23 protein-coding genes are annotated in these 22,423 nt (G+C 73.0%); 20 read left to right on the forward strand and 3 right to left on the reverse strand.

Going from position 1 to position 22,423, the window contains the following annotated elements; translation table 11 throughout:
- The first annotated feature begins 37 nt into the window (after positions 1–37).
- From AB0O36_RS04705 to glmM, 8 genes are all read left to right on the forward strand, one after another.
- Entirely contained in the window at positions 38–1,060 is a 1,023-nt protein-coding gene (locus AB0O36_RS04705; protein ID WP_008739666.1) for a DNA-directed RNA polymerase subunit alpha, read from the forward strand.
- 110 nt (positions 1,061–1,170) lie between these two features.
- Positions 1,171–1,650: a 50S ribosomal protein L17 gene (gene rplQ, locus AB0O36_RS04710; protein WP_365104028.1), complete on the forward strand. Its 480-nt coding sequence runs from the start codon at positions 1,171–1,173 to the stop codon at positions 1,648–1,650.
- A 112-nt stretch (positions 1,651–1,762) separates the two neighbouring features.
- Positions 1,763–2,626: a tRNA pseudouridine(38-40) synthase TruA gene (gene truA, locus AB0O36_RS04715; RefSeq protein ID WP_365104031.1), complete on the forward strand. Its 864-nt coding sequence runs from the start codon at positions 1,763–1,765 to the stop codon at positions 2,624–2,626.
- Positions 2,627–2,800: 174 nt separating this feature from the next.
- A complete protein-coding gene (locus tag AB0O36_RS04720; protein WP_365104033.1) occupies positions 2,801–4,420 on the forward strand; it encodes an ATP-binding cassette domain-containing protein in 1,620 nt (539 codons plus the stop codon).
- Positions 4,421–4,443: 23 nt separating this feature from the next.
- On the forward strand, positions 4,444–5,718 hold the full coding sequence (locus tag AB0O36_RS04725; RefSeq protein WP_365104035.1) for a glycosyltransferase family 87 protein: 1,275 nt from the start codon (positions 4,444–4,446) through the stop codon (positions 5,716–5,718).
- A gap of 204 nt (positions 5,719–5,922) precedes the next feature.
- Complete coding sequence (gene rplM / locus AB0O36_RS04730; protein WP_365104038.1) at positions 5,923–6,366, forward strand: 50S ribosomal protein L13; 444 nt, start codon at positions 5,923–5,925, stop codon at positions 6,364–6,366.
- Between the two features lie 42 nt (positions 6,367–6,408).
- Positions 6,409–6,918, forward strand: coding sequence for a 30S ribosomal protein S9 (rpsI, locus tag AB0O36_RS04735; RefSeq protein WP_365104041.1), 510 nt, complete (start codon positions 6,409–6,411; stop codon positions 6,916–6,918).
- Between the two features lie 141 nt (positions 6,919–7,059).
- Positions 7,060–8,418 carry a phosphoglucosamine mutase gene (gene glmM, locus AB0O36_RS04740; RefSeq protein ID WP_365104044.1) on the forward strand — a complete coding sequence of 453 codons (1,359 nt, stop codon included), beginning with the start codon at positions 7,060–7,062 and terminating at the stop codon, positions 8,416–8,418.
- Between the two features lie 41 nt (positions 8,419–8,459).
- On the opposite strand, the gene AB0O36_RS04745 is transcribed toward glmM, so the two are convergent.
- The gene (locus AB0O36_RS04745; protein WP_365104047.1) at positions 8,460–9,410 is read right to left on the reverse strand and encodes a DUF389 domain-containing protein; all 951 of its coding nucleotides are present in this window, start codon (positions 9,408–9,410) and stop codon (positions 8,460–8,462) included.
- A 24-nt stretch (positions 9,411–9,434) separates the two neighbouring features.
- Positions 9,435–10,442, reverse strand: coding sequence for a type I pantothenate kinase (coaA, locus tag AB0O36_RS04750; protein ID WP_365104050.1), 1,008 nt, complete (start codon positions 10,440–10,442; stop codon positions 9,435–9,437).
- Between the two features lie 285 nt (positions 10,443–10,727).
- Here coaA and AB0O36_RS04755 point away from each other — a divergent pair, with 285 nt between their 5' ends.
- From AB0O36_RS04755 to AB0O36_RS04795, 9 genes are all read left to right on the forward strand, one after another.
- Complete coding sequence (locus AB0O36_RS04755; RefSeq protein WP_365104052.1) at positions 10,728–11,507, forward strand: hypothetical protein; 780 nt, start codon at positions 10,728–10,730, stop codon at positions 11,505–11,507.
- Positions 11,507–11,650, forward strand: a complete 144-nt coding sequence (locus AB0O36_RS04760; RefSeq protein WP_365104055.1) for a hypothetical protein — start codon at positions 11,507–11,509, stop codon at positions 11,648–11,650. The genes AB0O36_RS04755 and AB0O36_RS04760 overlap by 1 nt, the downstream gene beginning before the upstream one ends.
- A gap of 104 nt (positions 11,651–11,754) precedes the next feature.
- Positions 11,755–13,602, forward strand: coding sequence for a glutamine--fructose-6-phosphate transaminase (isomerizing) (gene glmS / locus AB0O36_RS04765; RefSeq protein WP_365104057.1), 1,848 nt, complete (start codon positions 11,755–11,757; stop codon positions 13,600–13,602).
- A gap of 63 nt (positions 13,603–13,665) precedes the next feature.
- Positions 13,666–14,037 (forward strand): holo-ACP synthase, encoded by a 372-nt coding sequence (locus tag AB0O36_RS04770; RefSeq protein WP_365104647.1) that lies wholly within the window; start codon positions 13,666–13,668, stop codon positions 14,035–14,037.
- Between the two features lie 4 nt (positions 14,038–14,041).
- On the forward strand, positions 14,042–15,493 hold the full coding sequence (locus AB0O36_RS04775; protein ID WP_365104060.1) for an NAD(P)H-hydrate dehydratase: 1,452 nt from the start codon (positions 14,042–14,044) through the stop codon (positions 15,491–15,493).
- Between the two features lie 115 nt (positions 15,494–15,608).
- A complete protein-coding gene (gene alr / locus AB0O36_RS04780) occupies positions 15,609–16,751 on the forward strand; it encodes an alanine racemase (protein WP_365104063.1) in 1,143 nt (380 codons plus the stop codon).
- A gap of 118 nt (positions 16,752–16,869) precedes the next feature.
- Complete coding sequence (locus AB0O36_RS04785) at positions 16,870–17,979, forward strand: alpha/beta hydrolase (protein WP_365104650.1); 1,110 nt, start codon at positions 16,870–16,872, stop codon at positions 17,977–17,979.
- Positions 17,951–18,475: a tRNA (adenosine(37)-N6)-threonylcarbamoyltransferase complex ATPase subunit type 1 TsaE gene (tsaE, locus tag AB0O36_RS04790; RefSeq protein ID WP_365104065.1), complete on the forward strand. Its 525-nt coding sequence runs from the start codon at positions 17,951–17,953 to the stop codon at positions 18,473–18,475. Before AB0O36_RS04785 ends, tsaE begins: the two co-directional genes overlap by 29 nt.
- A 259-nt stretch (positions 18,476–18,734) precedes the next feature.
- The gene (locus AB0O36_RS04795; protein ID WP_365104068.1) at positions 18,735–18,944 is read left to right on the forward strand and encodes a hypothetical protein; all 210 of its coding nucleotides are present in this window, start codon (positions 18,735–18,737) and stop codon (positions 18,942–18,944) included.
- A gap of 322 nt (positions 18,945–19,266) precedes the next feature.
- Here AB0O36_RS04795 and AB0O36_RS04800 read toward each other — a convergent pair whose 3' ends face one another.
- Positions 19,267–19,851, reverse strand: a complete 585-nt coding sequence (locus AB0O36_RS04800; RefSeq protein ID WP_365104071.1) for a hypothetical protein — start codon at positions 19,849–19,851, stop codon at positions 19,267–19,269.
- 217 nt (positions 19,852–20,068) lie between these two features.
- Between AB0O36_RS04800 and tsaB the strand changes: the two genes are divergently transcribed.
- Genes tsaB through tsaD form a run of 3 tightly spaced genes read left to right on the forward strand, consistent with a single transcriptional unit; the run spans position 20,069 to position 22,418 of the window.
- A complete protein-coding gene (gene tsaB, locus AB0O36_RS04805; protein ID WP_365104073.1) occupies positions 20,069–20,740 on the forward strand; it encodes a tRNA (adenosine(37)-N6)-threonylcarbamoyltransferase complex dimerization subunit type 1 TsaB in 672 nt (223 codons plus the stop codon).
- 23 nt (positions 20,741–20,763) lie between these two features.
- The gene (gene rimI, locus AB0O36_RS04810; protein WP_365104075.1) at positions 20,764–21,267 is read left to right on the forward strand and encodes a ribosomal protein S18-alanine N-acetyltransferase; all 504 of its coding nucleotides are present in this window, start codon (positions 20,764–20,766) and stop codon (positions 21,265–21,267) included.
- A gap of 5 nt (positions 21,268–21,272) precedes the next feature.
- The gene (gene tsaD / locus AB0O36_RS04815) at positions 21,273–22,418 is read left to right on the forward strand and encodes a tRNA (adenosine(37)-N6)-threonylcarbamoyltransferase complex transferase subunit TsaD (RefSeq protein ID WP_365104078.1); all 1,146 of its coding nucleotides are present in this window, start codon (positions 21,273–21,275) and stop codon (positions 22,416–22,418) included.
- Positions 22,419–22,423 lie beyond the last annotated feature (5 nt).

The following is a 22,423-nucleotide window of genomic DNA, read 5'->3' on the forward strand; positions in this document are numbered from 1 at the left end:
GTCAAATAGTGGGCGTCCACGACTGAAGGAAAAAGACATGCTTATCGCTCAGCGTCCTTCGCTGACCGAAGAGGTCGTCGACGAATACCGCTCGCGGTTCGTGATCGAGCCGCTTGAGCCGGGCTTCGGCTACACCCTCGGCAACTCCCTGCGCCGTACGCTCCTGTCCTCGATCCCGGGTGCCGCTGTCACCAGCATCCGCGTGGACGGCGTCCTGCACGAGTTCACCACCGTGCCCGGTGTCAAGGAAGACGTCACCGACATCATCCTCAACATCAAGCAGCTGGTCGTCTCCTCGGAGCACGACGAGCCGGTCGTGATGTACCTGCGCAAGCAGGGTCCCGGCCTGGTCACCGCTGCCGACATCGCGCCCCCGGCCGGTGTCGAGGTGCACAACCCGGACCTGGTCCTCGCCACGCTCAACGGCAAGGGCAAGCTGGAGATGGAGCTGACCGTCGAGCGCGGTCGCGGCTACGTCTCCGCCGTCCAGAACAAGCAGCTGGGCCAGGAGATCGGCCGCATCCCGATCGACTCCATCTACAGCCCGGTCCTCAAGGTCACCTACAAGGTCGAGGCGACCCGAGTCGAGCAGCGCACCGACTTCGACAAGCTGATCGTCGACGTCGAGACCAAGCAGGCCATGCGCCCGCGCGACGCCATGGCGTCCGCCGGCAAGACCCTGGTCGAGCTGTTCGGTCTGGCCCGCGAGCTCAACATCGACGCCGAGGGCATCGACATGGGCCCGTCCCCGACGGACGCCGCCCTGGCCGCCGACCTGGCGCTGCCGATCGAGGAGCTGGAGCTCACGGTCCGCTCCTACAACTGCCTCAAGCGCGAGGGCATCCACTCCGTGGGTGAGCTCGTCGCCCGCTCCGAGGCCGACCTGCTCGACATCCGCAACTTCGGTGCGAAGTCGATCGACGAGGTCAAGGCGAAGCTGGCCGGCATGGGCCTGGCCCTGAAGGACAGCCCGCCCGGGTTCGACCCGACCGCCGCCGCCGACGCGTTCGGCGCGGACGACGACGCCGACGCCGGCTTCGTCGAGACCGAGCAGTACTAGTCAAGACTTGCGGGGCGCGCTCCGGTGCGCCCCGCACACCCTCCGGCAACCGTCGGTAGGGACTGACACCGGTACCTGACACGGCCGGTGCAGACACGAGGAGAATCACCATGCCGCGTCCCGCGAAGGGCGCCCGCCTCGGCGGTTCCGCCGCCCACGAGAAGCTGCTGCTCGCCAACCTGGCGAAGTCGCTCTTCGAGCACGGCCGCATCACCACGACCGAGGCCAAGGCCCGCCGCCTGCGCCCGGTTGCCGAGCGTCTGATCACCAAGGCGAAGAAGGGCGACATCCACAACCGTCGCCTCGTCCTGCAGACGATCACGGACAAGGGCATCGTCCACACGCTCTTCACCGAGATCGCCCCGCGGTACGAGAACCGCCCCGGTGGTTACACCCGCATCACCAAGATCGGCAACCGTCGTGGCGACAACGCTCCGATGGCCGTCATCGAGCTGGTCGAGGCGCTGACCGTGGCCCAGCAGGCCACCGGTGAGGCCGAGGCCGCCACCAAGCGTGCGGTGAAGGAGGCCGAGGCCAAGGCCGAGGCCACCGACGCCGAGGCGCCGGCCGAGGAGACCAAGGAGGCCTGAGCGCCCCCTGGTCGGCCGTAAGGCTCGGCAGCCGTAAGGCATGGAACGGGTCCGTCCCCTCGCGGGGGCGGGCCCGTTCTGCATGCCGTCCGCGACTTGAGAGGATGAACGGGTGAGTGACGAGGTGGAGCCCGGGTACGTCCGGGTGCGGCTGGACCTGTCGTACGACGGCAAGGACTTCTCCGGCTGGGCGAAGCAGACCGCGCGGCGGACCGTACAGGGCGAGCTGGAGTCGGCCCTGCAGACCGTGATGCGGCTGCCGTACCCGGTGGAGCTGACGGTAGCCGGGCGGACCGACGCGGGCGTGCACGCCCGCGGCCAGGTGGCCCACGTGGATCTGGCGCAGGCCGTCTGGGACGAGCACCGGGAGGTGCTGATGCGCCGCCTCGCCGGCCGGCTCCCGCACGACGTGCGGGTGTGGCGGGTGGCCGAGGCCCCGTCCGGCTTCAACGCGCGCTTCTCGGCGATCTGGCGCCGCTACGCCTATCGGGTCGGCGACCACAAGGGCGGGGTCGACCCGCTGCTCCGGGGCCACGTGCTGTGGCACGACTGGCCGCTGGACGTGGCCGCCATGAACGAGGCGTCCCGGGCGCTGCTCGGCGAGCACGACTTCGCGGCGTACTGCAAGAAGCGCGAGGGGGCCACCACCATCCGCACCCTCCAGCAGCTGAGCTGGGAGCGGGACGGGGACGGCATCGTCACGGCGACGGTCCGGGCCGACGCCTTCTGCCACAACATGGTCCGCTCGCTGGTGGGCGCCCTGCTGCACGTCGGCGACGGGCACCGGCCGGTGGACTGGCCCGGGAAGGTGCTGGCCGCGGGCGTCCGGGACTCCTCGGTGCACGTCGTACGGCCGCACGGGCTGACCCTGGAGGAGGTCGGCTACCCGGCCGACGAGCTGCTGGCCGAGCGGAGCCGGCAGGCGCGCAACCTCCGCACCCTGCCGGGGCGCGAGCCCTCGCCCGGCTGCTGCTGAACCGGCACCGGCGGCCACGGCACCGGCGGCCACCGGCACCGTGACCGGTGGCGGCCGGAAACCGGCACCGGGGGCGGCCGGGACCGTCACCGGCGGCAGCGGGACCGTCACCGGCTGCCGCCCGGATCGAAATCGGTTTGGGCGGGGACGGGTCCGGCCCTCACAATGCCCGGCATGGGACATCTCGAAGCCGGCCATCTGGAGTACTACCTTCCGGACGGGCGGGTGCTGCTCCCCGACGTCTCCTTCCGGGTGGGCGAAGGGGCCGTCGTCGCCCTGGTGGGGGCCAACGGCGCCGGCAAGACCACCCTGCTGAAGCTGCTGTCCGGCGAGCTGCAGCCGCACGGCGGCGGCGTCACCGTCAGCGGCGGCCTCGGCGTGATGTCCCAGTTCATCGGTTCGGTCCGGGACGAGACCACCATCCGCGACTTGCTGGTCTCGGTGGCGCACCCGCGCATCCGGGAGGCGGCCAAGGCCGTGGACCGCGCCGAGCACCTGATCATGACGGTGGACGACGAGGCCGCGCAGATGGCCTACGCGCAGGCGCTCAGCGACTGGGCCGACGTCCAGGGCTACGAGGCGGAGACGCTGTGGGACGTGTGCACCATGGCCGCGCTGGCGGTCCCGTACGACAAGGCGCAGTTCCGCCAGGTGCGCACGCTCTCCGGCGGTGAGCAGAAGCGGCTGGTCCTGGAGGCGCTGCTGCGCGGCCCCGACGAGGTGCTGCTGCTCGACGAGCCGGACAACTACCTGGACGTCCCGGGCAAGCGCTGGCTGGAGGAGCAGCTGAAGGCCACCCGCAAGACGGTCCTCTTCGTCAGCCACGACCGGGAACTGCTCACCCAGGCCGCAGAGAAGATCATCAGCCTGGAGGCGAGCCCGACGGGCAGCGACGTGTGGGTGCACGGCGCCGGTTTCGCGACGTACCACGAGGCGCGCAAGGAGCGCTTCGCGCGCTTCGAGGAGCTCAAGCGCCGCTGGGACGAGGAGCACGCCCGGCTGAAGGCCCTGGTGCTGCGGCTGCGCAACCAGGCCGCCTCCAGCCCCGACATGGCCTCGCGCTACCGGGCCATGCAGACCCGCTTCCAGAAGTTCGAGGAGGCCGGGCCGCCGCCGGAGCCGCCGCGCGAGCAGGACATCACGATGCGGCTCAAGGGCGGGCGGACCGGCGTGCGCGCGCTGACCGTGGAGAACCTGGAGCTCACGGGGCTGATGAAGCCGTTCTCCCTGGAGGTCTTCTACGGGGAGCGGGTCGCGGTGCTCGGCTCGAACGGCTCCGGCAAGTCGCACTTCCTGCGGCTGCTCGCAGGTGAGGACGTGGCGCACACCGGGAACTGGAAGCTGGGCGCACGGGTGGTCCCGGGCCACTTCGCGCAGACCCACGCGCACCCGGAGCTGTTCGGCAAGACCCTCGTCGACATCCTGTGGACGGAGGCGGCCAAGCCCCTGGGACAGGCGATGGGGGCCCTGCGCCGCTACGAGCTGGAGCGCCAGGGCGAGCAGCCCTTCGAGAAGCTCTCCGGCGGCCAGCAGGCCCGCTTCCAGATCCTGCTGCTGGAGCTGGCCGGCACCACGGCGCTGCTGCTGGACGAGCCCACGGACAACCTGGACCTGGAGTCCGCGGAGGCGCTCCAGGACGGCCTGGAGTCCTACGACGGCACCGTGCTGTGCGTCACCCACGACCGCTGGTTCGCCCGCAGCTTCGACCGGTACCTGGTGTTCGGCTCGGACGGGATCGTGCGGGAGACCACCGAGCCGGTGTGGGACGAGCGGCGGGTCGAGCGGGCCAGGTAGGCCGGCCGGACGGGGGAGTGGCTGTGGTGGGGCCGGACGTGGCCGGGAAGGGGCACGCCCTGCTGGAGTGGCTGCTCCGGCCGGCCGCACGGGGGTGGCGGGCCCTTTCGCTGGCCGTGGTCCTCGGGGTCTGCGTGCACGCGAGCCTGAAGTCCAACTGGGGCTCCGACAACGCCTTCGTCGTGAAGGCCGCCGACACGCTGCTCGCGGGCGGCTCCCCGTACGAGGACAAGCGGTTCCTGTACCTGCCGAGCGCGGTGCTGCTGGCCGTGCCGCAGGCGCTGCTGCCCACCGGGGTGCTGCGCTGGGTGCTGCCGGTGGCCGTGACCGCGCTGCTGGCCTTCGGCTGGTGGTGCGCCCTGCGGCTGTTCGGGGTGCCTGCGCGGTCCCGCTTCGCCCTGGTCGGCTTTGCGGCCCTGGCCATCGGTTTCAAGCCGTACGAGAACCTGGTGACGCTGGGGAACTGGACCGCGGTCTCGGCGGCAGCGCTGCCCGCCGCCCTGCTGCTGGCCCACCGGAACCGCTGGCTCGCGGCGGGCGCCGTGGTCGGTCTGGCGATCGCCGCCAAGCCGATGCTGGTGCCGGTGGGGCTGCTGTTCCTGCTGGCCCGGCAGTGGCGGGGGCTGGCCGCGGCCGTGCTGGTGCCGGTGGCGCTCTCGCTGGCGGGGGCGCTGCTGATGCCCGCCCCCGGCCTGTTCTTCACCAAGACCCTGCCGTTCCTGCTGCGCGGCCAGGACGCGTACGCGCTGGTCTGGGACGCCTCGCCGGTGGCGGTGCTGCCGCGGCTGGGGGTGCCGACGGCGCTCGCGGCGGGGCTCGCCGGGGTGCTCGCGGCGGCCGGCCTGTGGGCCGCGTGGCGGCGCTGGACGCGACCGGAGGGGCCGGGCGGGGACGCCGGCGCGGGCGGGGCCGACGGGGCGCTGCGGCTGGCCGAGACGGCCTGCATGGTGATGCTCGCCGCATTTCTGGTGTCCCGGCCGTCCTTCGACCACTACCTGCTCGTGGTGCTCCCGCTGCTGCTGGCCTCCGTGGTCCGGCCCGGTTCCGGGGCCCGTTCGCCCTGGTTCTGGGCGGCTCTGGTGCCCCAGGTGACCGGCATGCCGTGGAACTGGTACTTCGACCGGGAGCGGCGGGCGTTCAAGGACTGCTTCACCCTCTGCGTGCTCGCGGTGGCACTGATGCGCGCGTGCGCGGACCGGACCCGGAGTACCCTGGGGACCGTACGAACGGCAGGATCCGCGCCTCCGCAGAGGTCCGCGGGCGAGCTCCCGGAAGCGGGATCTCGCCCCGCGTTTTGACCCGTCCGGGGCAGCACGGGTATTCTGCTGGTTCGTTATGCGTATTGGCTTGCTCATTCTCACGTGAAAGGGCCCTTACGCCGGTCCACCGGGCCGATGACCAGCGGTACACACGGGTTGCGTCCCCGGAGTGCACCAGGGCTGTCGTGATCGTCCGTGGTGACCTGTCAGGACCCATCACTGAAGAAGCGAAGGCTACGAACCGTGCGTACGTACAGCCCCAAGCCCGGCGACATCTCGCGCCAGTGGCTCGTCATTGACGCCCAGGACGTCGTCCTCGGCCGTCTGGCGACCCAGGCCGCTGCCCTCCTCCGGGGCAAGCACAAGCCGACCTACGCCCCCCACATGGACATGGGCGACTTCGTCATCATCGTCAACGCCGACAAGGTTCACCTGTCCGGCAACAAGCGCGAGCAGAAGATGGCGTACCGCCACTCCGGTTACCCGGGTGGTCTCCGTGCGGTCCGCTACAACGACCTCCTCCAGGACAACCCGGAGAAGGCCGTGGAGAAGGCCGTCAAGGGCATGCTCCCCAAGAACACCCTGGGCCGTCAGATGCTCTCGAAGCTGAAGGTCTACTCGGGCGACCAGCACCCGCACGCTGCCCAGCAGCCGGTGCCGTTCGAGATCACCCAGGTCGCGCAGTAATTCCGGCCACCCCCTAAGACGAAACAGAATCTGAGGAGCATCGTGGCCGAGACCACCCCCGAGACCCCCGTCGACGAGTTCGAGGGCGTCGAGGAGTACACCACCGAGTCCGTTGTCGAGGGCGACTACACCTCCGAGTCCGTCGCCTCGCGCTTCGGTGACCCGCAGCCGGCCGCCGGCCTGGGCCGCCGCAAGAACGCCATCGCCCGCGTCCGGATCGTTCCGGGCACCGGCAAGTGGAAGATCAACGGTCGCACCCTTGAGGACTACTTCCCGAACAAGGTGCACCAGCAGGAAGTCAACGAGCCCTTCAAGGTGCTCGAGCTCGACAACCGCTACGACGTCATCGCCCGCATCGCGGGTGGCGGCGTGTCCGGCCAGGCCGGCGCCCTGCGCCTCGGCGTGGCCCGTGCGCTGAACGAGGCGGACGTGGACAACAACCGCCCGGCGCTGAAGAAGGCCGGCTTCCTCTCCCGCGACGACCGTGCGGTCGAGCGCAAGAAGGCCGGTCTCAAGAAGGCCCGTAAGGCTCCGCAGTACAGCAAGCGTTAATCTGCCTGCTGCTCTGCACGAATCCGCCCCGGCGGCACGCTCTGTGCTGCCGGGGCGGTTCGTTTACCGCCCCCCGCGGCACATACCTGTCACACGCGGTCACGTACAAAGAAGTACCCAGCGCGAACTCGGAGGACAAAAGTGGGACGACTCTTCGGAACGGACGGTGTACGCGGTGTAGCCAACGCGGATCTGACGGCTGAGCTGGCGCTCGGCCTCTCCGTGGCGGCCGCCCACGTGCTCGCGGAAGCGGGCAGCTTCGAGGGGCACCGGCCGACCGCCGTGGTCGGCCGCGATCCCCGCGCTTCGGGCGAATTCCTCGAAGCCGCGGTCGTCGCCGGCCTGGCCAGCGCGGGCGTGGACGTCCTGCGCGTCGGTGTGCTGCCCACCCCGGCGGTGGCGTATCTCACCGGTGCGCTGGGTGCCGACCTCGGCGTGATGCTCTCCGCCAGCCACAACGCCATGCCCGACAACGGCATCAAGTTCTTCGCGCGCGGCGGTCACAAGCTCGCCGACGAGCTGGAGGACGCGATCGAGTCCGTGTACACGGAGCACCGCACCGGTGCCCCGTGGGAGCGCCCGACCGGCGCCGGAGTCGGCCGGGTCAGCGACTACGACGAGGGCTTCGACAAGTACATCGCGCACCTCATCGCGGTCCTCCCCAACCGTCTCGACGGCCTGAAGATCGTCCTCGACGAGGCCCACGGCGCGGCCGCCCGGGTCTCCCCGGAAGCCTTCGCGCGGGCCGGGGCCGAGGTCGTCACCATCGGTGCCGAGCCGGACGGCCTCAACATCAACGACGGCTGCGGCTCCACCCACCTGGACCTGCTCAAGCGGGCCGTGGTCGAGCACGGTGCCGCCTTCGGCATCGCGCACGACGGCGACGCCGACCGCTGCCTGGCCGTGGACGGCGCCGGGAACGAGATCGACGGCGACCAGATCCTCGCCGTGCTGGCCCTCGCCATGCGCGAGTCCGGGCAGCTGCGCGGGAACACCGTGGTCGCCACCGTCATGTCCAACCTCGGCTTCAAGCTGGCGATGGAGGCCGAGGGCATCGAGGTCGTGCAGACCGGTGTCGGCGACCGCTACGTGCTGGAGTCGATGAAGGAGCACGGCTACGCGCTCGGCGGCGAGCAGTCCGGCCACGTGATCATCCTGGACCACGCCACCACCGGCGACGGCACCCTCACCGGCCTGATGCTGGCCGCCCGGGTCGCCGCGACCGGCCGTTCGCTGGCCGAGCTGGCGGGCGTCATGGAGCGGCTGCCGCAGGTCCTGATCAACGTCCCGGACGTGGACAAGTCCCGGGTCGGCACCTCGGCCGAGCTGGCCGCGGCCGTGGCCGACGCGGAGCGCGAGCTCGGCACCACCGGCCGGGTGCTGCTCCGTCCGTCCGGCACCGAGCCGCTCGTACGGGTGATGGTCGAGGCCGCGGACATCGAGCAGGCCCGCGCGGTGGCCGGCCGGCTCGCGGACGCGGTCAAGTCCGCGCTGGGCTAGGCCCCGGCACGACGGACACGGGGAGCGGCCCGTGCCCCGGCTCAGCGCCGGGGCACGGGCCGCTTCCATCGGCCGCGCTGGGTGGACCACAGGGCCTTCCAGCCGTACAGGGTCAGCACCCCGGCGACCATGATCCCGCCCAGGTTGACCAGGAGCTGCACCGTCGACCCCCACATCTGGGAGAAGTCGCCGTAGCTGAGGGCGACGGCCGCGTTGGCGCCGGCCGGGACGGTGGTCACCGAGATGGCGACGCCGACCAGGGCCCCGGACTTCGCCGAGGTCAGGGAGAGCATTCCGGCGATCCCCGCGAGCACGGCCACCACGAAGGAGAACGGGTCCGGGTTCCAGATGAAGCTGGTGTTCGGGCGCGGGTTCTCCAGCATCTCCTCCCGGAACAGCCCGAGCCCGTCCATGACCAGGCTGAACAGGGTGGTCGCCACGATGGCGGCACCGAACCCGATCAGCAGCGCGGCCAGCGACCGCGAGGCCAGCCTCGGGCGGCGCTCCACCACGGCGGTGCACACCCCCGCGACCGGCCCGAACTCGGGGCCGACGGCCATGGCGCCCACGATCAGGACCGCGTTGTCGAGCACCACGCCGCAGGCCGCGATCATCGTGGCCACGATCATGAACGCGGCGTAGGTGATGGTGAGGGTGGACTCCTCGTGGGTGGCCTCGGCGAGCTGCTCCCAGATCACCGCGTCCGCCGGTTCGCCGGGGGCCTCCTCCTCGGCCTCATCGGCGCGCTTCGACAGGGACAGGTCGATGTTCTCGACCGCGATCGAGCCGTCCTTGTCGATGTCCAGCTGCCGGAGCTCGTGCAGGAGCCGGTCACCGGCCTCCCGCGCCACGTCGCACAGCACCAGGTCGCCCCGCGGTTCCCGGGCGGCCCCCGGGAGCACCACCAGATGGGTGGTGCCCACGGTGGACCCGATGGCCTCGACCACGGCTTCCGTCCGGTCGGGCGGGGTGATCAGCCTCAGATGCAGCATGTGCGCACGATACGCACGCGGGTGCTAGAGCTTGCGCAGGCTCAGCTTCTGCACCTTGTGGTCCGGCCCCTTGCGGACGATGAGGTTGGCGCGGCCGCGGGTCGGGGCGACGTTCTCCAGCAGGTTGGGCCGGTTGATGGTGCGCCACATCGTCTGCGCGTACTCCAGGGCCTCCTCCTCGGACACCTGGGTGTACTTCCGGAAGTAGGAGTGGGGGTTCTGGAAGGCGGTCGCGCGGAGCTTCCGGAACCGGTTGAGGTACCAGCGCTCGATGTCCTCCGGGCGCGCGTCCACGTACACGCTGAAGTCGAAGTAGTCGGCGAGGCCGACCCGGGTCCGGCCGTCCTTGCCGGGCAGGGCCGGCTGGAGCACGTTCAGCCCCTCGACGATCAGGATGTCCGGGCGGCGTACGACGAGCTGTTCACCCGGCACCCGGTCGTAGATCAGGTGGGAGTAGACGGGGGCGGTGACCTCGTCCTTGCCGGACTTGATGTCCGCGACGAAACGGGTGAGCGCGCGCCGGTCGTAGGACTCGGGGAAGCCCTTGCGGGAGGTGAGCCCGCGCTCCTTGAGCTCGGCCATCGGGTAGAGGAAGCCGTCGGTGGTGATCCGCTCCACCCGGGGGTGCTCGGGCCAGCGGGCGAGCAGGGCCTGCAGCAGCCGGGCCACGGTGGACTTGCCGACCGCGACCGATCCGGCGACGCCTATGACGAAGGGGGTGCCGGGCTGGGTGCCGTGGCCCCCTCCGTCGGGGTCCCCGAGGAAGGTGTTCAGGGTGGCGCGGAGCTGGGCGGTGGCGCCCACGTACAGGTTGAGCAGCCGGGACAGCGGCAGGTAGATGTCGCGGACCTCGTCGAGGTCGATGACGTCGCCCAGGCCGCGCAGTCGCTCGACCTCCTCGGCGGTGAGCGGCAGGGGGGTCCGCTCGCGCAGGGCGCTCCACTCGGCGCGGGTGAGGTCGACGTAGGGCGAGACATCGGCGGACCGGGACGACCGGCTGCCGGGTGCGCTTCGTGGCGGCGAAGTGATCACAAGGCCATTGTCCGCGTTCCGGTGGGGCCGTGGGTCGGCCGCGGGTGGTGGGTTCCGTCACGTGGGCACCGGTTCCGGCCGACTCCGCCGAGGGTTGTACAGAAAATGATCTCGATTGGGGGCAGGGGCTGTATCACCCCCGTCACGATCACGGAATTCCGTTGGGCGGGCCGGTGCCGGGGCCGTAGATTGCGATCATCCGGTTCCTGTGAGCGCGCTGTGCCCTGTGTGGCGGCGGTCGCGCCCGGCCGGGCAGTCACCGCACCACTCTCTGGGGGATCCTCCGTGCGCAGCACCTTCGTCCGTCGTTCCGTCATCGCCTCCACCGCCGTCTCTCTGGCCCTGCTGGGCACGGCCTGCGGAAAGTCCGAGGACAAGACGGCGGACGCCAAGCCGTCCGCCGCGTCGTCCTCCGCCCCGGCCGCCGCCGCGGCCAAGGGCAAGACGGACGCCGAGCTGACCCCGCTCCTGCTGGCCGAGGGCGACGTGAAGGACCACGCGGTCAAGCCGGCCACCCCGGCGGAGGCTGCCGCGGGTCTCGCGTCGACGTCCGACAAGGCCGAGTGCAAGCCGCTCGTCCAGGCCCAGTCGTTCGGGGTGCTGGGCACGCCGTCCGGTTCCGCACGCACCAAGGCGGCGGGCGGCAGCGCCGGCAAGAGCACGGACCCGGGCGCGTCGCCGGAGGACAAGCTGAAGGCCGGACTGGAGGCGCTCGGCTCCACCAACATGACCGCCATCACCCTCACCTCGTACGACGCCAAGGGCGCCGAGGAGGCGTTCGCTTCGGTCAAGGCGGCGGGCACGGCCTGCGCCGGCGGCTACACCGCCACCCAGGCCGGCGAGCCCACCAAGGTCACCGCCGTCGCGCCGGGCGCGGCGGTCTCCGCCGGTGACGAGGCGGCCTCCTACACCATCACCCTCGACGGCGACGGCACCCCGATCACCACCCAGCTGGTGGTCGTCCGCAAGGGCAACACCCTCGCCACCTTCGCCGCCCTCAACCTGGGCGGCAAGGCCGACCAGCCGACGGCCGTCATCGACGCCCAGGTCAAGAAGCTCGGCTGATGAGCGGCCGCCGGGACGGGCGCGAGCGCGTCCGGCCCGGCGGCGCCGTCCGGCCCGGCGGCGTCCGTACCTCGGCCGGTCCCACGGGCCGGCCGCCCGAGGTGCCCGTCGGCGCCCGGGTCAAGAAGCTCGGCCCGCAGTAGGGCTGAAAGTGCGTCAACCCCGTTCCGGCCATTTCGCCGGTGCGGGGTTTTTCGTCTTGTTCGGCTACCGGACGGGGCGGCCGGTGCGGCGTACGCTGCCGACTATGTGTGGAATCGTCGGATACGTAGGAGCGCAGTCCGCGCTCGATGTGGTCATCGCGGGGCTCAGGCGCCTGGAGTACCGCGGTTACGACTCTGCCGGGGTCGCGGTGGTCGCCGACGGCGGGCTGGCGACCGCCAAGAAGGCCGGGAAGCTGGTCAACCTGGAGAAGGAGCTCGTCTCGCATCCGCTGCCGTCCGGGTCGACGGGCATCGGGCACACCCGGTGGGCCACCCACGGCGGGCCGACCGACGTCAACGCCCACCCCCACCTCGACAACTCGGGCCGGGTGTCGGTCGTCCACAACGGCATCATCGAGAACTTCGCGGCGCTGCGCGAGGAGCTCGCCGGGCGCGGCCACCGCATGGAGTCCGAGACCGACACCGAGGTCGTCGCCCATCTGCTGGGGGAGTCCTTCTCCTCCACCGGGGACCTCGCCGAGTCCATGCGGCAGGTATGCCGCCGGCTGGAGGGCGCGTTCACGCTGGTCGCGGTGCACGCCGGCGAACCCGACGCGGTGGTCGGCGCACGGCGCAACTCCCCGCTGGTGGTGGGCGTCGGCGAGGGCGAGAACTTCCTCGCGTCCGATGTCGCCGCCTTCATCGCGCACACCCGGGCCGCGATCGAGCTGGGGCAGGACCAGGTCGTCGAACTCCGCCGGGACGCGGTCACGGTGACCAACTTCGACGGCACGCCCGCCGTGGTGCGCGCGTACCACGTGGACTGGGACGCCTCGGCCGCCGAGAAGGGCGGTTACGACTACTTCATGCTCAAGGAGATCGCCGAGCAGCCCAAGGCCGTCGCCGACACCCTGCTTGGCCGGATCGACGTGAGCGGTTCGCTGACGCTCGACGAGGTGCGCATCCCCGACTCGGTGCTGCGGGAGGTCGACAAGGTCGTGATCGTGGCCTGCGGTACGGCGTACCACGCGGGCATGATCGCCAAGCTGGCCATCGAGCACTGGACCCGCATCCCCTGCGAGACCGAGCTGGCCAGCGAGTTCCGTTACCGCGACCCGATCCTGGACCGGCGCACCCTGGTGATCGCCATCTCCCAGTCCGGGGAGACCATGGACACCCTGATGGCGCTCCGGCACGCCCGCGAGCAGGGCGCCAGGGTCCTCGCCATCTGCAACACCAACGGCTCGACCATCCCCCGGGAGTCGGACGCCGTGCTGTACACGCACGCCGGCCCGGAGGTCGCGGTCGCGTCCACCAAGGCGTTCCTGACCCAGCTGGTGGCCTGCTACCTGGTCGCGCTGTACCTGGGCCAGGTGCGCGGCACCACGTGGGGCGACGAGATCCGGGCGGTGATCCGCGAACTGTCGGACATCGCCGCCGCGGTGGACATCGTGCTGGAGACGATGGAGCCGGTGCGGGCCCTGGCCCGGTCCCTCTCGCACAAGAACACCGTGCTGTTCCTCGGCCGGCACGTGGGCTACCCGGTGGCCCTGGAGGGCGCGCTCAAGCTCAAGGAGCTGGCGTACATGCACGCCGAGGGCTTCGCGGCGGGCGAGCTGAAGCACGGGCCGATCGCGCTGATCGAGGACGACCTGCCGGTGGTGGTCGTGGTGCCCTCGCCGCGCGGGCGCTCCGTCCTGCACGACAAGATCGTCTCGAACATCCAGGAGATCCGGGCGCGGGGTGCCCGGACGATCGTGATCGCGGAGGAGGGCGACGAGGCGGTGGCCCCGTACGCCGACCACCTGATCCGCATCCCGGCCACGCCGACGCTGCTCCAGCCGCTGGTGGCGACCGTGCCGCTGCAGGTGTTCGCGTGCGAACTGGCCACGGCCCGCGGCAACGAGGTGGACCAGCCGCGTAACCTCGCCAAGTCCGTGACGGTGGAATGAGCGTGACGGTGGAATGAGCGGGACGGCCGGCGGGGCCGGGACGACCGGGACGAGGGGCTGCGGATCGTGATCATCGGGGTGGGCATCGACGTTGCGGAGATCGAGCGGTTCGGGGCGGCGCTGGCGCGCACGCCCGGCATGGCCCGACGCCTCTTCGTCGAAGCGGAGTTGATGCTGCCGAGCGGCGAGCGGCGCGGTACCGCCTCGCTCGCCGCGCGGTTCGCCGCCAAGGAGGCGCTCGCCAAGGCGCTCGGCGCGCCGCCGGGACTGCTGTGGACCGACGTGGAGGTCTACGTCGAGGACACCGGGCGGCCCCGGCTGCGCGTGCGGGGCACGGTCGCGGCCCGGGCCGAGGAGCTGGGGGTCGCCTCCTGGCACGTCTCGCTCAGTCATGACGCCGGGGTGGCGTCCGCCGTGGTGATCGCGGAGGGCTGAGACCGTGCGCACCGCTCACCGCGTGGAGGACGTACGGGCCGCCGAGCGCGAGCTGATGGCCGCGCTGCCGGAGGGTGCCCTGATGCAGCGGGCCGCGGCCGGGCTGGCGGCCCACTGCGCCCGGCTGCTCGGCCGGGTGGCCGGCAAGGTGTCCGGGGCCCGGGTCGTGCTGCTGGTCGGGGCCGGGGACAACGGCGGCGACGCCCTGTACGCCGGGGCCCGGCTGGCCCGGCGCGGCGCCGGGGTACGGGCCGTGCCGATGGACCCGGACCGGGTGCACGGCGGCGGCCTGGCCGCCCTGCTGCGGGCCGGCGGCCGGGTCGTGGACACGGTGCCGGGCCGGGCCGACCTGGTGCTGGACGGCCTGGTCGGCATCGGCGGCCGCGGCGGGCTGCGGCCGGCCGCGGCGGACCTGGTGGCGCGGATCCCCCGGGGTGCCGCGGTGGTGGCCGTGGACCTGCCCAGCGGGGTCGACGCGGACACCGGCGAGGTGGCGGGCGCCGCCGTCACCGCCGACGTCACCGTCACCTTCGGCACGTACAAGCCGGGCCTGCTGGTCGACCCGGGCGCCTCCCGGGCCGGCGAGGTGCACCTGGTGGACATCGGGCTGGGGCCGGTGCTGCGCGGTCGGCCTGCGGTGGAGTCCCTCGACGGCGCGGACGCGGGCGCGCTGCTGCCCGTGCCGACGGCGGACAGCGACAAGTACCGGCGCGGGGTGGTGGGCCTGCTCGCCGGCTCCGCGCAGTACCCGGGTGCGGCGGTGCTCACCGTCGCGGGGGCGCTGCGGGGCGGTGCGGGCGCCGTCCGCTACGCCGGGCCGGCGGCGGCCGGGGTGCTGGCCCGCTACCCGGAGGTGCTGATCGGCACCGGCCGGGTCCAGGCGTGGGTGCTGGGGCCGGGCGTGGGCGCCGAGCGTCCCCCGCTGCCGGCGGACGACGTACCCCTGCTGGTGGACGCCGACGGCCTGCGCGGGCTCACCCCGGAGGCGGTCCGCGCCCGTACCGCGCCGACCCTGCTGACCCCGCACGCGGGCGAGGCCGCGGCCCTGCTCGGGGTCCCGCGCGCGGCGGTGGAGGCGGCGCGCCTGCGGTCGGTCCGCGAACTGGCGGACCGGTTCGGGGCGACGGTGCTGCTGAAGGGGTCGACGACCCTGGTCGCCGACCCGGCCGTGAGCCCGGCCGTGAGCCCTGAGGTGAGCCCTGAGGCGGAGGTGAGCCCGGTCCGGGTGAATTCCACCGGTTCGTCATGGTTGGCGACGGCGGGCAGTGGTGACGTCCTGTCCGGTCTGGCGGGCTCGCTGCTGGCGGCGGGCCTGTCCGCCCTGGACGCCGCCTCGGTGGCGGCCCACCTGCACGGCCGCGCCGGCGGTCTCGCCGCGCGCGGAGCCCCCGTCACCGCCCACGAGATCGCCCTGGCCGTCCCCGGGGCGTGGCGCGCGGTCACGGGGGGCCGGTGACGCGGGGGCCGATGGCACGGGCGGCCGGTCCCGTCCCCGCCCGACATGACGGAAGCAGCGGCCACCCCGGTGTTCGGGCGAGGCCCGCCGGGCGGTGTCTGAGAGACTGGCCGCGATGAATACGAGACCGCGCGTGTACGCCGAGATCGATCTTGACGCCGTTCGGGAGAACGTGCGCGCCCTGCGCGCGCGTGCGGCCCGTGCCGAACTGATGGCCGTCGTCAAAGCCGACGGCTACGGACACGGGGCCGTGCCCTGCGCCCGGGCGGCACGGGAGGCCGGCGCGACCTGGCTCGGCACGGCCACGCCGGACGAGGCGTTCGAGCTGCGCGAGGCCGGCATCGACGGCCGGATGCTGTGCTGGCTGTGGACCCCCGGCGGGCCCTGGCAGCAGGCCATCGAGCAGGACATCGACGTATCCGTCAGCGGCATGTGGGCTCTGGAGGAGGTCATCGCGGCGGCCCGCACAGCCGGCCGCGCTGCCCGGATCCACCTCAAGGCCGACACCGGACTCGGCCGGAACGGCGCTCAGCCCGCCGACTGGGCCGAGCTCGTCGGCGCGGCCGTCGCCGCCCAGGCCGAGGGCACCGTCCAGGTCAGCGGGCTGTGGTCGCACTTCGCCTGTGCCGACGAGCCCGGCCACCCCTCCATCCAGCGGCAGCTCGACCTGTTCCGCGAGATGGTGGCGTACGCCGAGAAGGAGGGGGCCGACCCCGAGGTCCGGCACATGGCCAACTCGCCGGCCACGCTGACCCTCCCCGAGACCCACTTCGACCTCGTCCGGCCCGGCATCGCCGTCTACGGCGTGTCCCCGGCGCCCGAAGTCGGCACCCCCGAGCGGCTCGGCCTGCGGCCTGCGATGAGCCTCAAGGCGAGCGTGGCACTGGTGAAGACGGTGCCCGCCGGGCACGGCGTCAGCTACGGCCACCACCACACCACCGCCGGCGAGACCGCCCTCGCGCTCATCCCCGCCGGGTACGCCGACGGCCTCCCGCGGCACGCCTCCGGCCGCGGCCCGGTCCTGCTCGGCGGCTCGGTGCGGACCGTGGCGGGCCGGATGGCCATGGACCAGTTCGTCGTGGACCTCGGGCAGAGCACCGGGCACGGCGTACGGGTCGGCGACGAGGCGGTGCTGTTCGGCTCCGGGGAGCACGGCGAACCCACCGCCGAGGACTGGGCGCAGGCCGCGGACACCATCGCGTATGAGATCGTCACCCGTATCGGGGCACGGGTGCCCCGGGTGTACCTGGGCGGGTGAGACACCGTGGGTCCCGGCCGGGTGCACCGCGACCGGTGAGCGGAACGGCGGGACGGGCGGTGCGGGCGTGAGCGAGAACTGGCGCAGGGCCGGCTGGGCCGGAGCCGCGCTCGGCGTGATGGCGGCGGGCGCGGCGGCGGGCGTCGCGGTCGAACGGCTCACCGTGGGCCGGGGCGTGCGCCGGCAGGCGCGGGTGGCCCTCGACGCCGCCGGCCCCTACGGCTCCCTGCGCGGGCGGGAGGGCACCACCCGCGCCGAGGACGGCACCGCGCTCCACTTCGAGGTCGACGAGCTCCCGGCGGAGGGCAAGCGCCGGCGCACGCTGCGGCGGCCCGCCGCGACGGGTGTCACCGTGGTGTTCTGCCACGGCTACTGCCTCGGCCAGGACTCCTGGCACTTCCAGCGCGCCGCGCTGCGCGGGGTCGCCCGGGCCGTCTACTGGGACCAGCGCAGCCACGGCCGCTCCGACCGGGGACTGGGCCAGGCCGACGGCGAGCCGGTCACCATCGACCTGCTGGGCCGGGACCTCAAGGCCGTCCTGGACGCCGCCGCGCCCGAGGGCCCGCTGGTCCTCGTCGGCCACTCCATGGGCGGTATGACGATCATGGCGCTGGCGGAGCAGTTCCCGGAGCTGGTCCGGGACCGGGTGCTCGGCGTGCTGCTGGCCGGCACGTCCAGCGGCGGGCTCGACCAGGTCACGTACGGACTGCCGGCCGCCGGGATCACGGCGGTGCGCCGGGTGCTGCCGGGGGTGCTGCGCGCACTCGGGTCCCAGGTGGAGCTGGTGGAGCGGGGCCGCCGGGCCACCGCCGACCTCTTCGCCGGGATGATCAAGCGGTACTCCTTCGGGTCGCGGGACGTCGACCCGGGCGTGGCGCGGTTCGCCGAGCGGCTCATCGAGGCCACGCCCATCGACGTGGTCGCGGAGTTCTACCCGGCCTTCCAGGTCCACGACAAGACCGCGGCGCTGCGGCACTTCGAGCGGGTCCCGGTGACCGTGGTCGCCGGGGACAAGGACATGATCACCCCGCCGGCGCACGGCGAGGCCATCGCGGCCGCACTGCCCGGGGCGGACCTGCTGGTACTGGAGAACACCGGTCACCTGCTCATGCTGGAGCGCCCGGAGACCGTGACCGGTGCGCTGCTCGACCTCATGGCCCGCGCCGGGGTGCTGCCCGCAGCCACTACCGTTGGTTCGCATGGAAGCAGTGCACAGCCAGGCCGGTGAGGCCGTCGTCTCCGTCACCGTCGATTCCCCCGAGCGCATGCAGGACCTGGGCCGACGCATCGCGGCGCTGCTGCGCCCCGGCGATCTCGTCCTGCTCACCGGCGAGCTCGGTGCCGGGAAGACCACGCTGACCCGGGGTCTGGGCGAGGGGCTGGGGGTGCGCGGGGCCGTGACCTCGCCGACCTTCGTGATCGCCCGGGTCCACCCCTCCCTGTCGGGCGGTCCGGCGCTGGTGCACGTGGACGCGTACCGGCTCGGCGGCGGGCTCGACGAGATGGAGGACCTGGACCTCGACGTCTCGCTGCCCGAGTCGGTGGTCGTGGTCGAGTGGGGCGACGGCCGGGTCGAGGACCTGTCCGAAGACCGGCTGCACGTGGTGATCGCGCGTGCGGTGGGCCACGAGGAGGTGCTCGACGACGTCCGAGAGGTCTCGGTGCGGGGCGTGGGCGCCCGCTGGGACGCGGAGCAGCTGAAGGCGCTGACCGGGACGGCCTGAGGCGGATGGCCCGTGCCGGGCGGCCCGGAGCGGGCGGCCGGTCCGGCTCGGGCGGCCGCCCGACGGGGCCGGCCCGTGCCGGGGGTGCGCCCGGGCAACCGGTCGGTTGGCCGATCGGTTGGCCGAACGGGTGGACGGGTAGAGATACCGACAACTCGTCGGCAAGGTGTTGCGCACGCGACGCGCTGCGTGGTGACATGGTACCGAGAGTCGGTTAGGGCTACCTAACTTCGGCGTACCCGGGTGTCAGGAGGCAGCCATGTCGGCCACGTCCGCAGCGGATCACGGCGGCACCCCGCGCACGTCCGGCCCCGCCCTCGTCCCCTTCGGCCTGACCATGCAGGCGCTGCTCGCCTCCTGCGCCGCCGCGAGCGCGGTGTCCACACCGCCGCCGGCGGCACAGCGCGCCGGAGCCGGGGAGGAAGGCGCCGCGGGCGTCGACACCGGCCCGGAGTCCGAGGCGGCCTGACCGCTCCCTCCGCCCCCCTCCCGGTCGCACGCCGGGCCCGGCCGGGTGAGAGGTGAAGGTCCCCGCGCCGGAGTCCCCCCGCTGAAGTCCCTCCGCCGTGCGTCCCGTTCGGCCGTGCGGGGCCCGTCGGGGCCGCGTGGCGCCCCGGCCGGGGGTGTTGCGGGCGGACGCGCTGTCCTCCGTACGGGTGATATCGGCGCGGCCGCGGCCGCCGGCCGTCGGCCGTCGGCCGTCGGGGCCGGAGCTCCGGCGGGCCGCGGGCCCGGACGGGTCACGCCCTCGGGGCTGTCGGTGCTCCCGGCGCTCTCGGTGCCCCGGCGGACTAGGGGACGACGACCACCTTCGTGCTGATCGTCGCGAACGCCCACACGGCGTCGCCGTCCGCCCGGCCCATGCGGATGCCGCCGGCCTTCTTCTTCGCGTCCGGAGCCGGCAGCGAGCCGTCCACCCGGGCGCTGAAGCCGATCACCACGCCCTCCGCGCTGGTGAACCGTACGACGTGCTCCACCGGCACGCCGTCCGTGCCGGTGACCGCGCCCGAGCGCGAGGTGACCACGTAGCCGCCCGGCTTCGGGTGCACCGTGCTCGGCACCACCGCGAAGGTGCGCGGCTGGGCGCCCGGGGCGGCCGTGGCGGCGGGCCCTTCCGTGGCCTCCACCAGCCAGACCCGCTTCAGGCCCACCGAGTAGACCACCCGCTTGCCGGCGCCGGAATCGGCCGGCACGGGCAGCGGCTTGGCGGGGTCAGCCGCCGGGGCGGGCCCCTTGGGGGCGGGCGGGCCGGGCTGCCCGACCGCGGCCGGCTTCCGCTCCGGAGCGCTCGCCGACGCCTGGTAGGCGAGGAAGCCGACGGCGCCCAGAGCCAGCGCCGTGAGCCCGGCCACGATTCCCGAGCTGCTGCGTGCCACCTTGCTCCACCTTCCCCGGCTACCCCGGTGTCCCGTGCCATCGTCCCCGCGGCCGGCCGGTGCCCGGCCGTGCCCCTCGGGTCGCACGATGGTCCTGCATTCGGTCCTGCATTCGGGCATCCACCCGACCTGGGACGAAGGTACAGCAGGGGCCCCGCGGATCCGGCCCGCAACGGGCGGGCGCCGCCGCCCGTCCCTTCGGCCGTAGGCTGTTCGCGTGCTCTTGCTCGCAGTAGATACCGCCACGCCCGCCGTCACCGTCGCCCTCCACGACGGCACGTCCGTCCTCGCCGCCGCCGACCAGGTGGACGCCCGCCGCCACGGGGAGCTGCTGCTGCCCTCCGTCGACGCGGTGCTCGCCGAGGCGGGGGTCTCGCTCGACGCCGTGACCGGCATCGTCGTGGGCACCGGCCCGGGCCCCTACACCGGCCTGCGGGTCGGCCTGGTCACCGCGACCACCTTCGCCTCCGTGCTCGGCGTCCCGGTGTACGGCCTGTGCACGCTCGACGGCCTCGCGTACGCCGCCGGGGCCGAGGGCGTCGAGGGCCCCTTCGTGGTCGCCACCGACGCCCGGCGCAAGGAGGTCTACTGGGCCCGTTACGAGGACCCGCACACGCGCGTCGGGGAGCCCGCGGTGGACCGGCCGGCCGAGATCGCCGACCGGGTGGCGGGCCTGCCGGCGGTGGGCGCGGGCGCCCTGCTCTACCCGGAGGTCTTCCCGGACGCGCGCGGCCCCGAGCACCAGTCCGCTGCCGCCCTGGCCTCCCTCGCCGCGGAACGGCTGGCCGCCGGGGAGGAGTCCACCGGGTTCCTGCCGCCAGTCCCGCTGTACCTGCGCCGGCCCGACGCGCAGGTGCCGAAGAACTACAAGGTGGTCACCCCGAAGTGACGGGAGTGACGGGAGTGATGGGAATGCCGGCAGCGTCGACGGCCGTCCTGCGCGAGATGCGCTGGTGGGACATCGAACCGGTGCTGGAACTGGAACACGGCCTCTTCCCCGAGGACGCCTGGTCCGCCGGCATGTTCTGGTCCGAGCTGGCCCACGCCCGCGGCCCGCACGCCACCCGTCACTACGTGGTCGCCGAAGATCCGGCCGACGGCCGCCTCGTGGGCTACGCCGGGCTGGCCGTCGCCGGCGACCTGGCCGACGTACAGACCATCGCGGCCGCCCGCGACCAGTGGGGCACCGGGCTCGGCGCCCGGCTGCTCACCGACCTGCTGCGGGCCGCGTCCGCGTTCGAGTGCGCCGAGGTGCTGCTGGAGGTGCGGGTGGACAACACCCGCGCCCAGAAGCTGTACGAGCGCTTCGGCTTTGAACCCATCGGCTTCCGGCGCGGCTACTACCAGCCCGGCAACGTCGACGCGCTGGTGATGCGCCTCAGTGACCCTGCAAACTCCGTTTCCTGTGCGAAGTGAGAACCATGGCTGACGAACCCCTCGTCCTCGGCATCGAAACCTCCTGCGACGAGACCGGCGTCGGCATCGTCCGCGGCACCACCCTGCTCGCGGACGCGATCGCGTCGAGCGTCGACGAGCACGCCCGGTTCGGCGGCGTGGTGCCCGAGGTCGCCTCGCGCGCGCACCTGGAGGCGATGGTCCCGACCATCGAACGCGCACTGAAGGAAGCCGGGGTCAGCGCCCGGGACCTGGACGGCATCGCGGTGACGGCCGGGCCCGGTCTGGCCGGCGCCCTGCTGGTCGGCACCTCGGCGGCCAAGGCGTACGCCTACGCGCTGGGCAAGCCGCTCTACGGGGTGAACCACCTCGCCTCGCACATCTGCGTGGACCAGCTGGAGCACGGCAAGCTGCCGGAGCCCACCATGGCCCTGCTGGTGTCCGGCGGGCACTCCTCCCTGCTGCTGGCGCCGGACATCACCAGCGACGTACGGCCGCTCGGCGCGACCATCGACGACGCCGCGGGCGAGGCCTTCGACAAGATCGCGCGCGTGCTGAACCTGGGCTTCCCCGGCGGTCCGGTCATCGACCGGCTCGCGAAGGAGGGCGACCCGGCGGCGATCCACTTCCCGCGCGGGCTGACCGGGCCGCGTGACGCGGCGTACGACTTCTCCTTCTCCGGGCTGAAGACGGCCGTGGCGCGCTGGATCGAGGCCAAGCGCAACGCGGGCGAGGAGGTGCCGGTGCGCGACGTGGCCGCCTCCTTCCAGGAGGCCGTGGTGGACGTGCTGACCCGCAAGGCCGTCCGCGCCTGCAAGGACGAGGGCGTCGACCACCTGATGATCGGCGGCGGCGTGGCCGCGAACTCCCGGCTCCGGGCACTGGCGCAGGAGCGCTGCGACGCGGCGGGGATCACGCTGCGGGTGCCGCGGCCCAAGCTGTGCACGGACAACGGCGCGATGGTGGCCGCGCTGGGCGCGGAGATGGTGGCGCGGAACCGGGCGGCCTCGGACTGGGACCTGTCCGCGGACTCCTCGCTGCCCGTCACCGACCCGCACGTGCCGGGCACCTCGCACGCGCACGGCCACGATCACGGCCACGGCCACGGTCACGGCCATGCCCACGATCACGACCACCTGCACGAACTCAGCAAGGACAACCTGTACTCGTGAGCATC

Origin of the sequence: Streptomyces sp. NPDC089799 (assembly GCF_040684755.1) — a bacterium.
GTDB lineage: Bacteria > Actinomycetota > Actinomycetes > Streptomycetales > Streptomycetaceae > Streptomyces.

Excerpts from the sequence above, each read along its gene's own strand:
- AB0O36_RS04705 (WP_008739666.1), top strand. The coding sequence starts at position 38 with ATGCTTATCGCTCAGCGTCCTTCGCTGACCGAAGAGGTCGTCGACGAA.
- rplQ (WP_365104028.1), top strand. The coding sequence starts at position 1,171 with ATGCCGCGTCCCGCGAAGGGCGCCCGCCTCGGCGGTTCCGCCGCCCAC.
- AB0O36_RS04720 (WP_365104033.1), top strand. The coding sequence starts at position 2,801 with ATGGGACATCTCGAAGCCGGCCATCTGGAGTACTACCTTCCGGACGGG.
- AB0O36_RS04745 (WP_365104047.1), bottom strand. The coding sequence starts at position 9,410 with ATGCTGCATCTGAGGCTGATCACCCCGCCCGACCGGACGGAAGCCGTG.
- AB0O36_RS04760 (WP_365104055.1), top strand. The coding sequence starts at position 11,507 with ATGAGCGGCCGCCGGGACGGGCGCGAGCGCGTCCGGCCCGGCGGCGCC.
- glmS (WP_365104057.1), top strand. The coding sequence starts at position 11,755 with ATGTGTGGAATCGTCGGATACGTAGGAGCGCAGTCCGCGCTCGATGTG.
- alr (WP_365104063.1), top strand. The coding sequence starts at position 15,609 with ATGAATACGAGACCGCGCGTGTACGCCGAGATCGATCTTGACGCCGTT.
- AB0O36_RS04785 (WP_365104650.1), top strand. The coding sequence starts at position 16,870 with ATGGCGGCGGGCGCGGCGGCGGGCGTCGCGGTCGAACGGCTCACCGTG.
- tsaE (WP_365104065.1), top strand. The coding sequence starts at position 17,951 with ATGGAAGCAGTGCACAGCCAGGCCGGTGAGGCCGTCGTCTCCGTCACC.
- AB0O36_RS04795 (WP_365104068.1), top strand. The coding sequence starts at position 18,735 with ATGTCGGCCACGTCCGCAGCGGATCACGGCGGCACCCCGCGCACGTCC.
- rimI (WP_365104075.1), top strand. The coding sequence starts at position 20,764 with ATGCCGGCAGCGTCGACGGCCGTCCTGCGCGAGATGCGCTGGTGGGAC.
- tsaD (WP_365104078.1), top strand. The coding sequence starts at position 21,273 with ATGGCTGACGAACCCCTCGTCCTCGGCATCGAAACCTCCTGCGACGAG.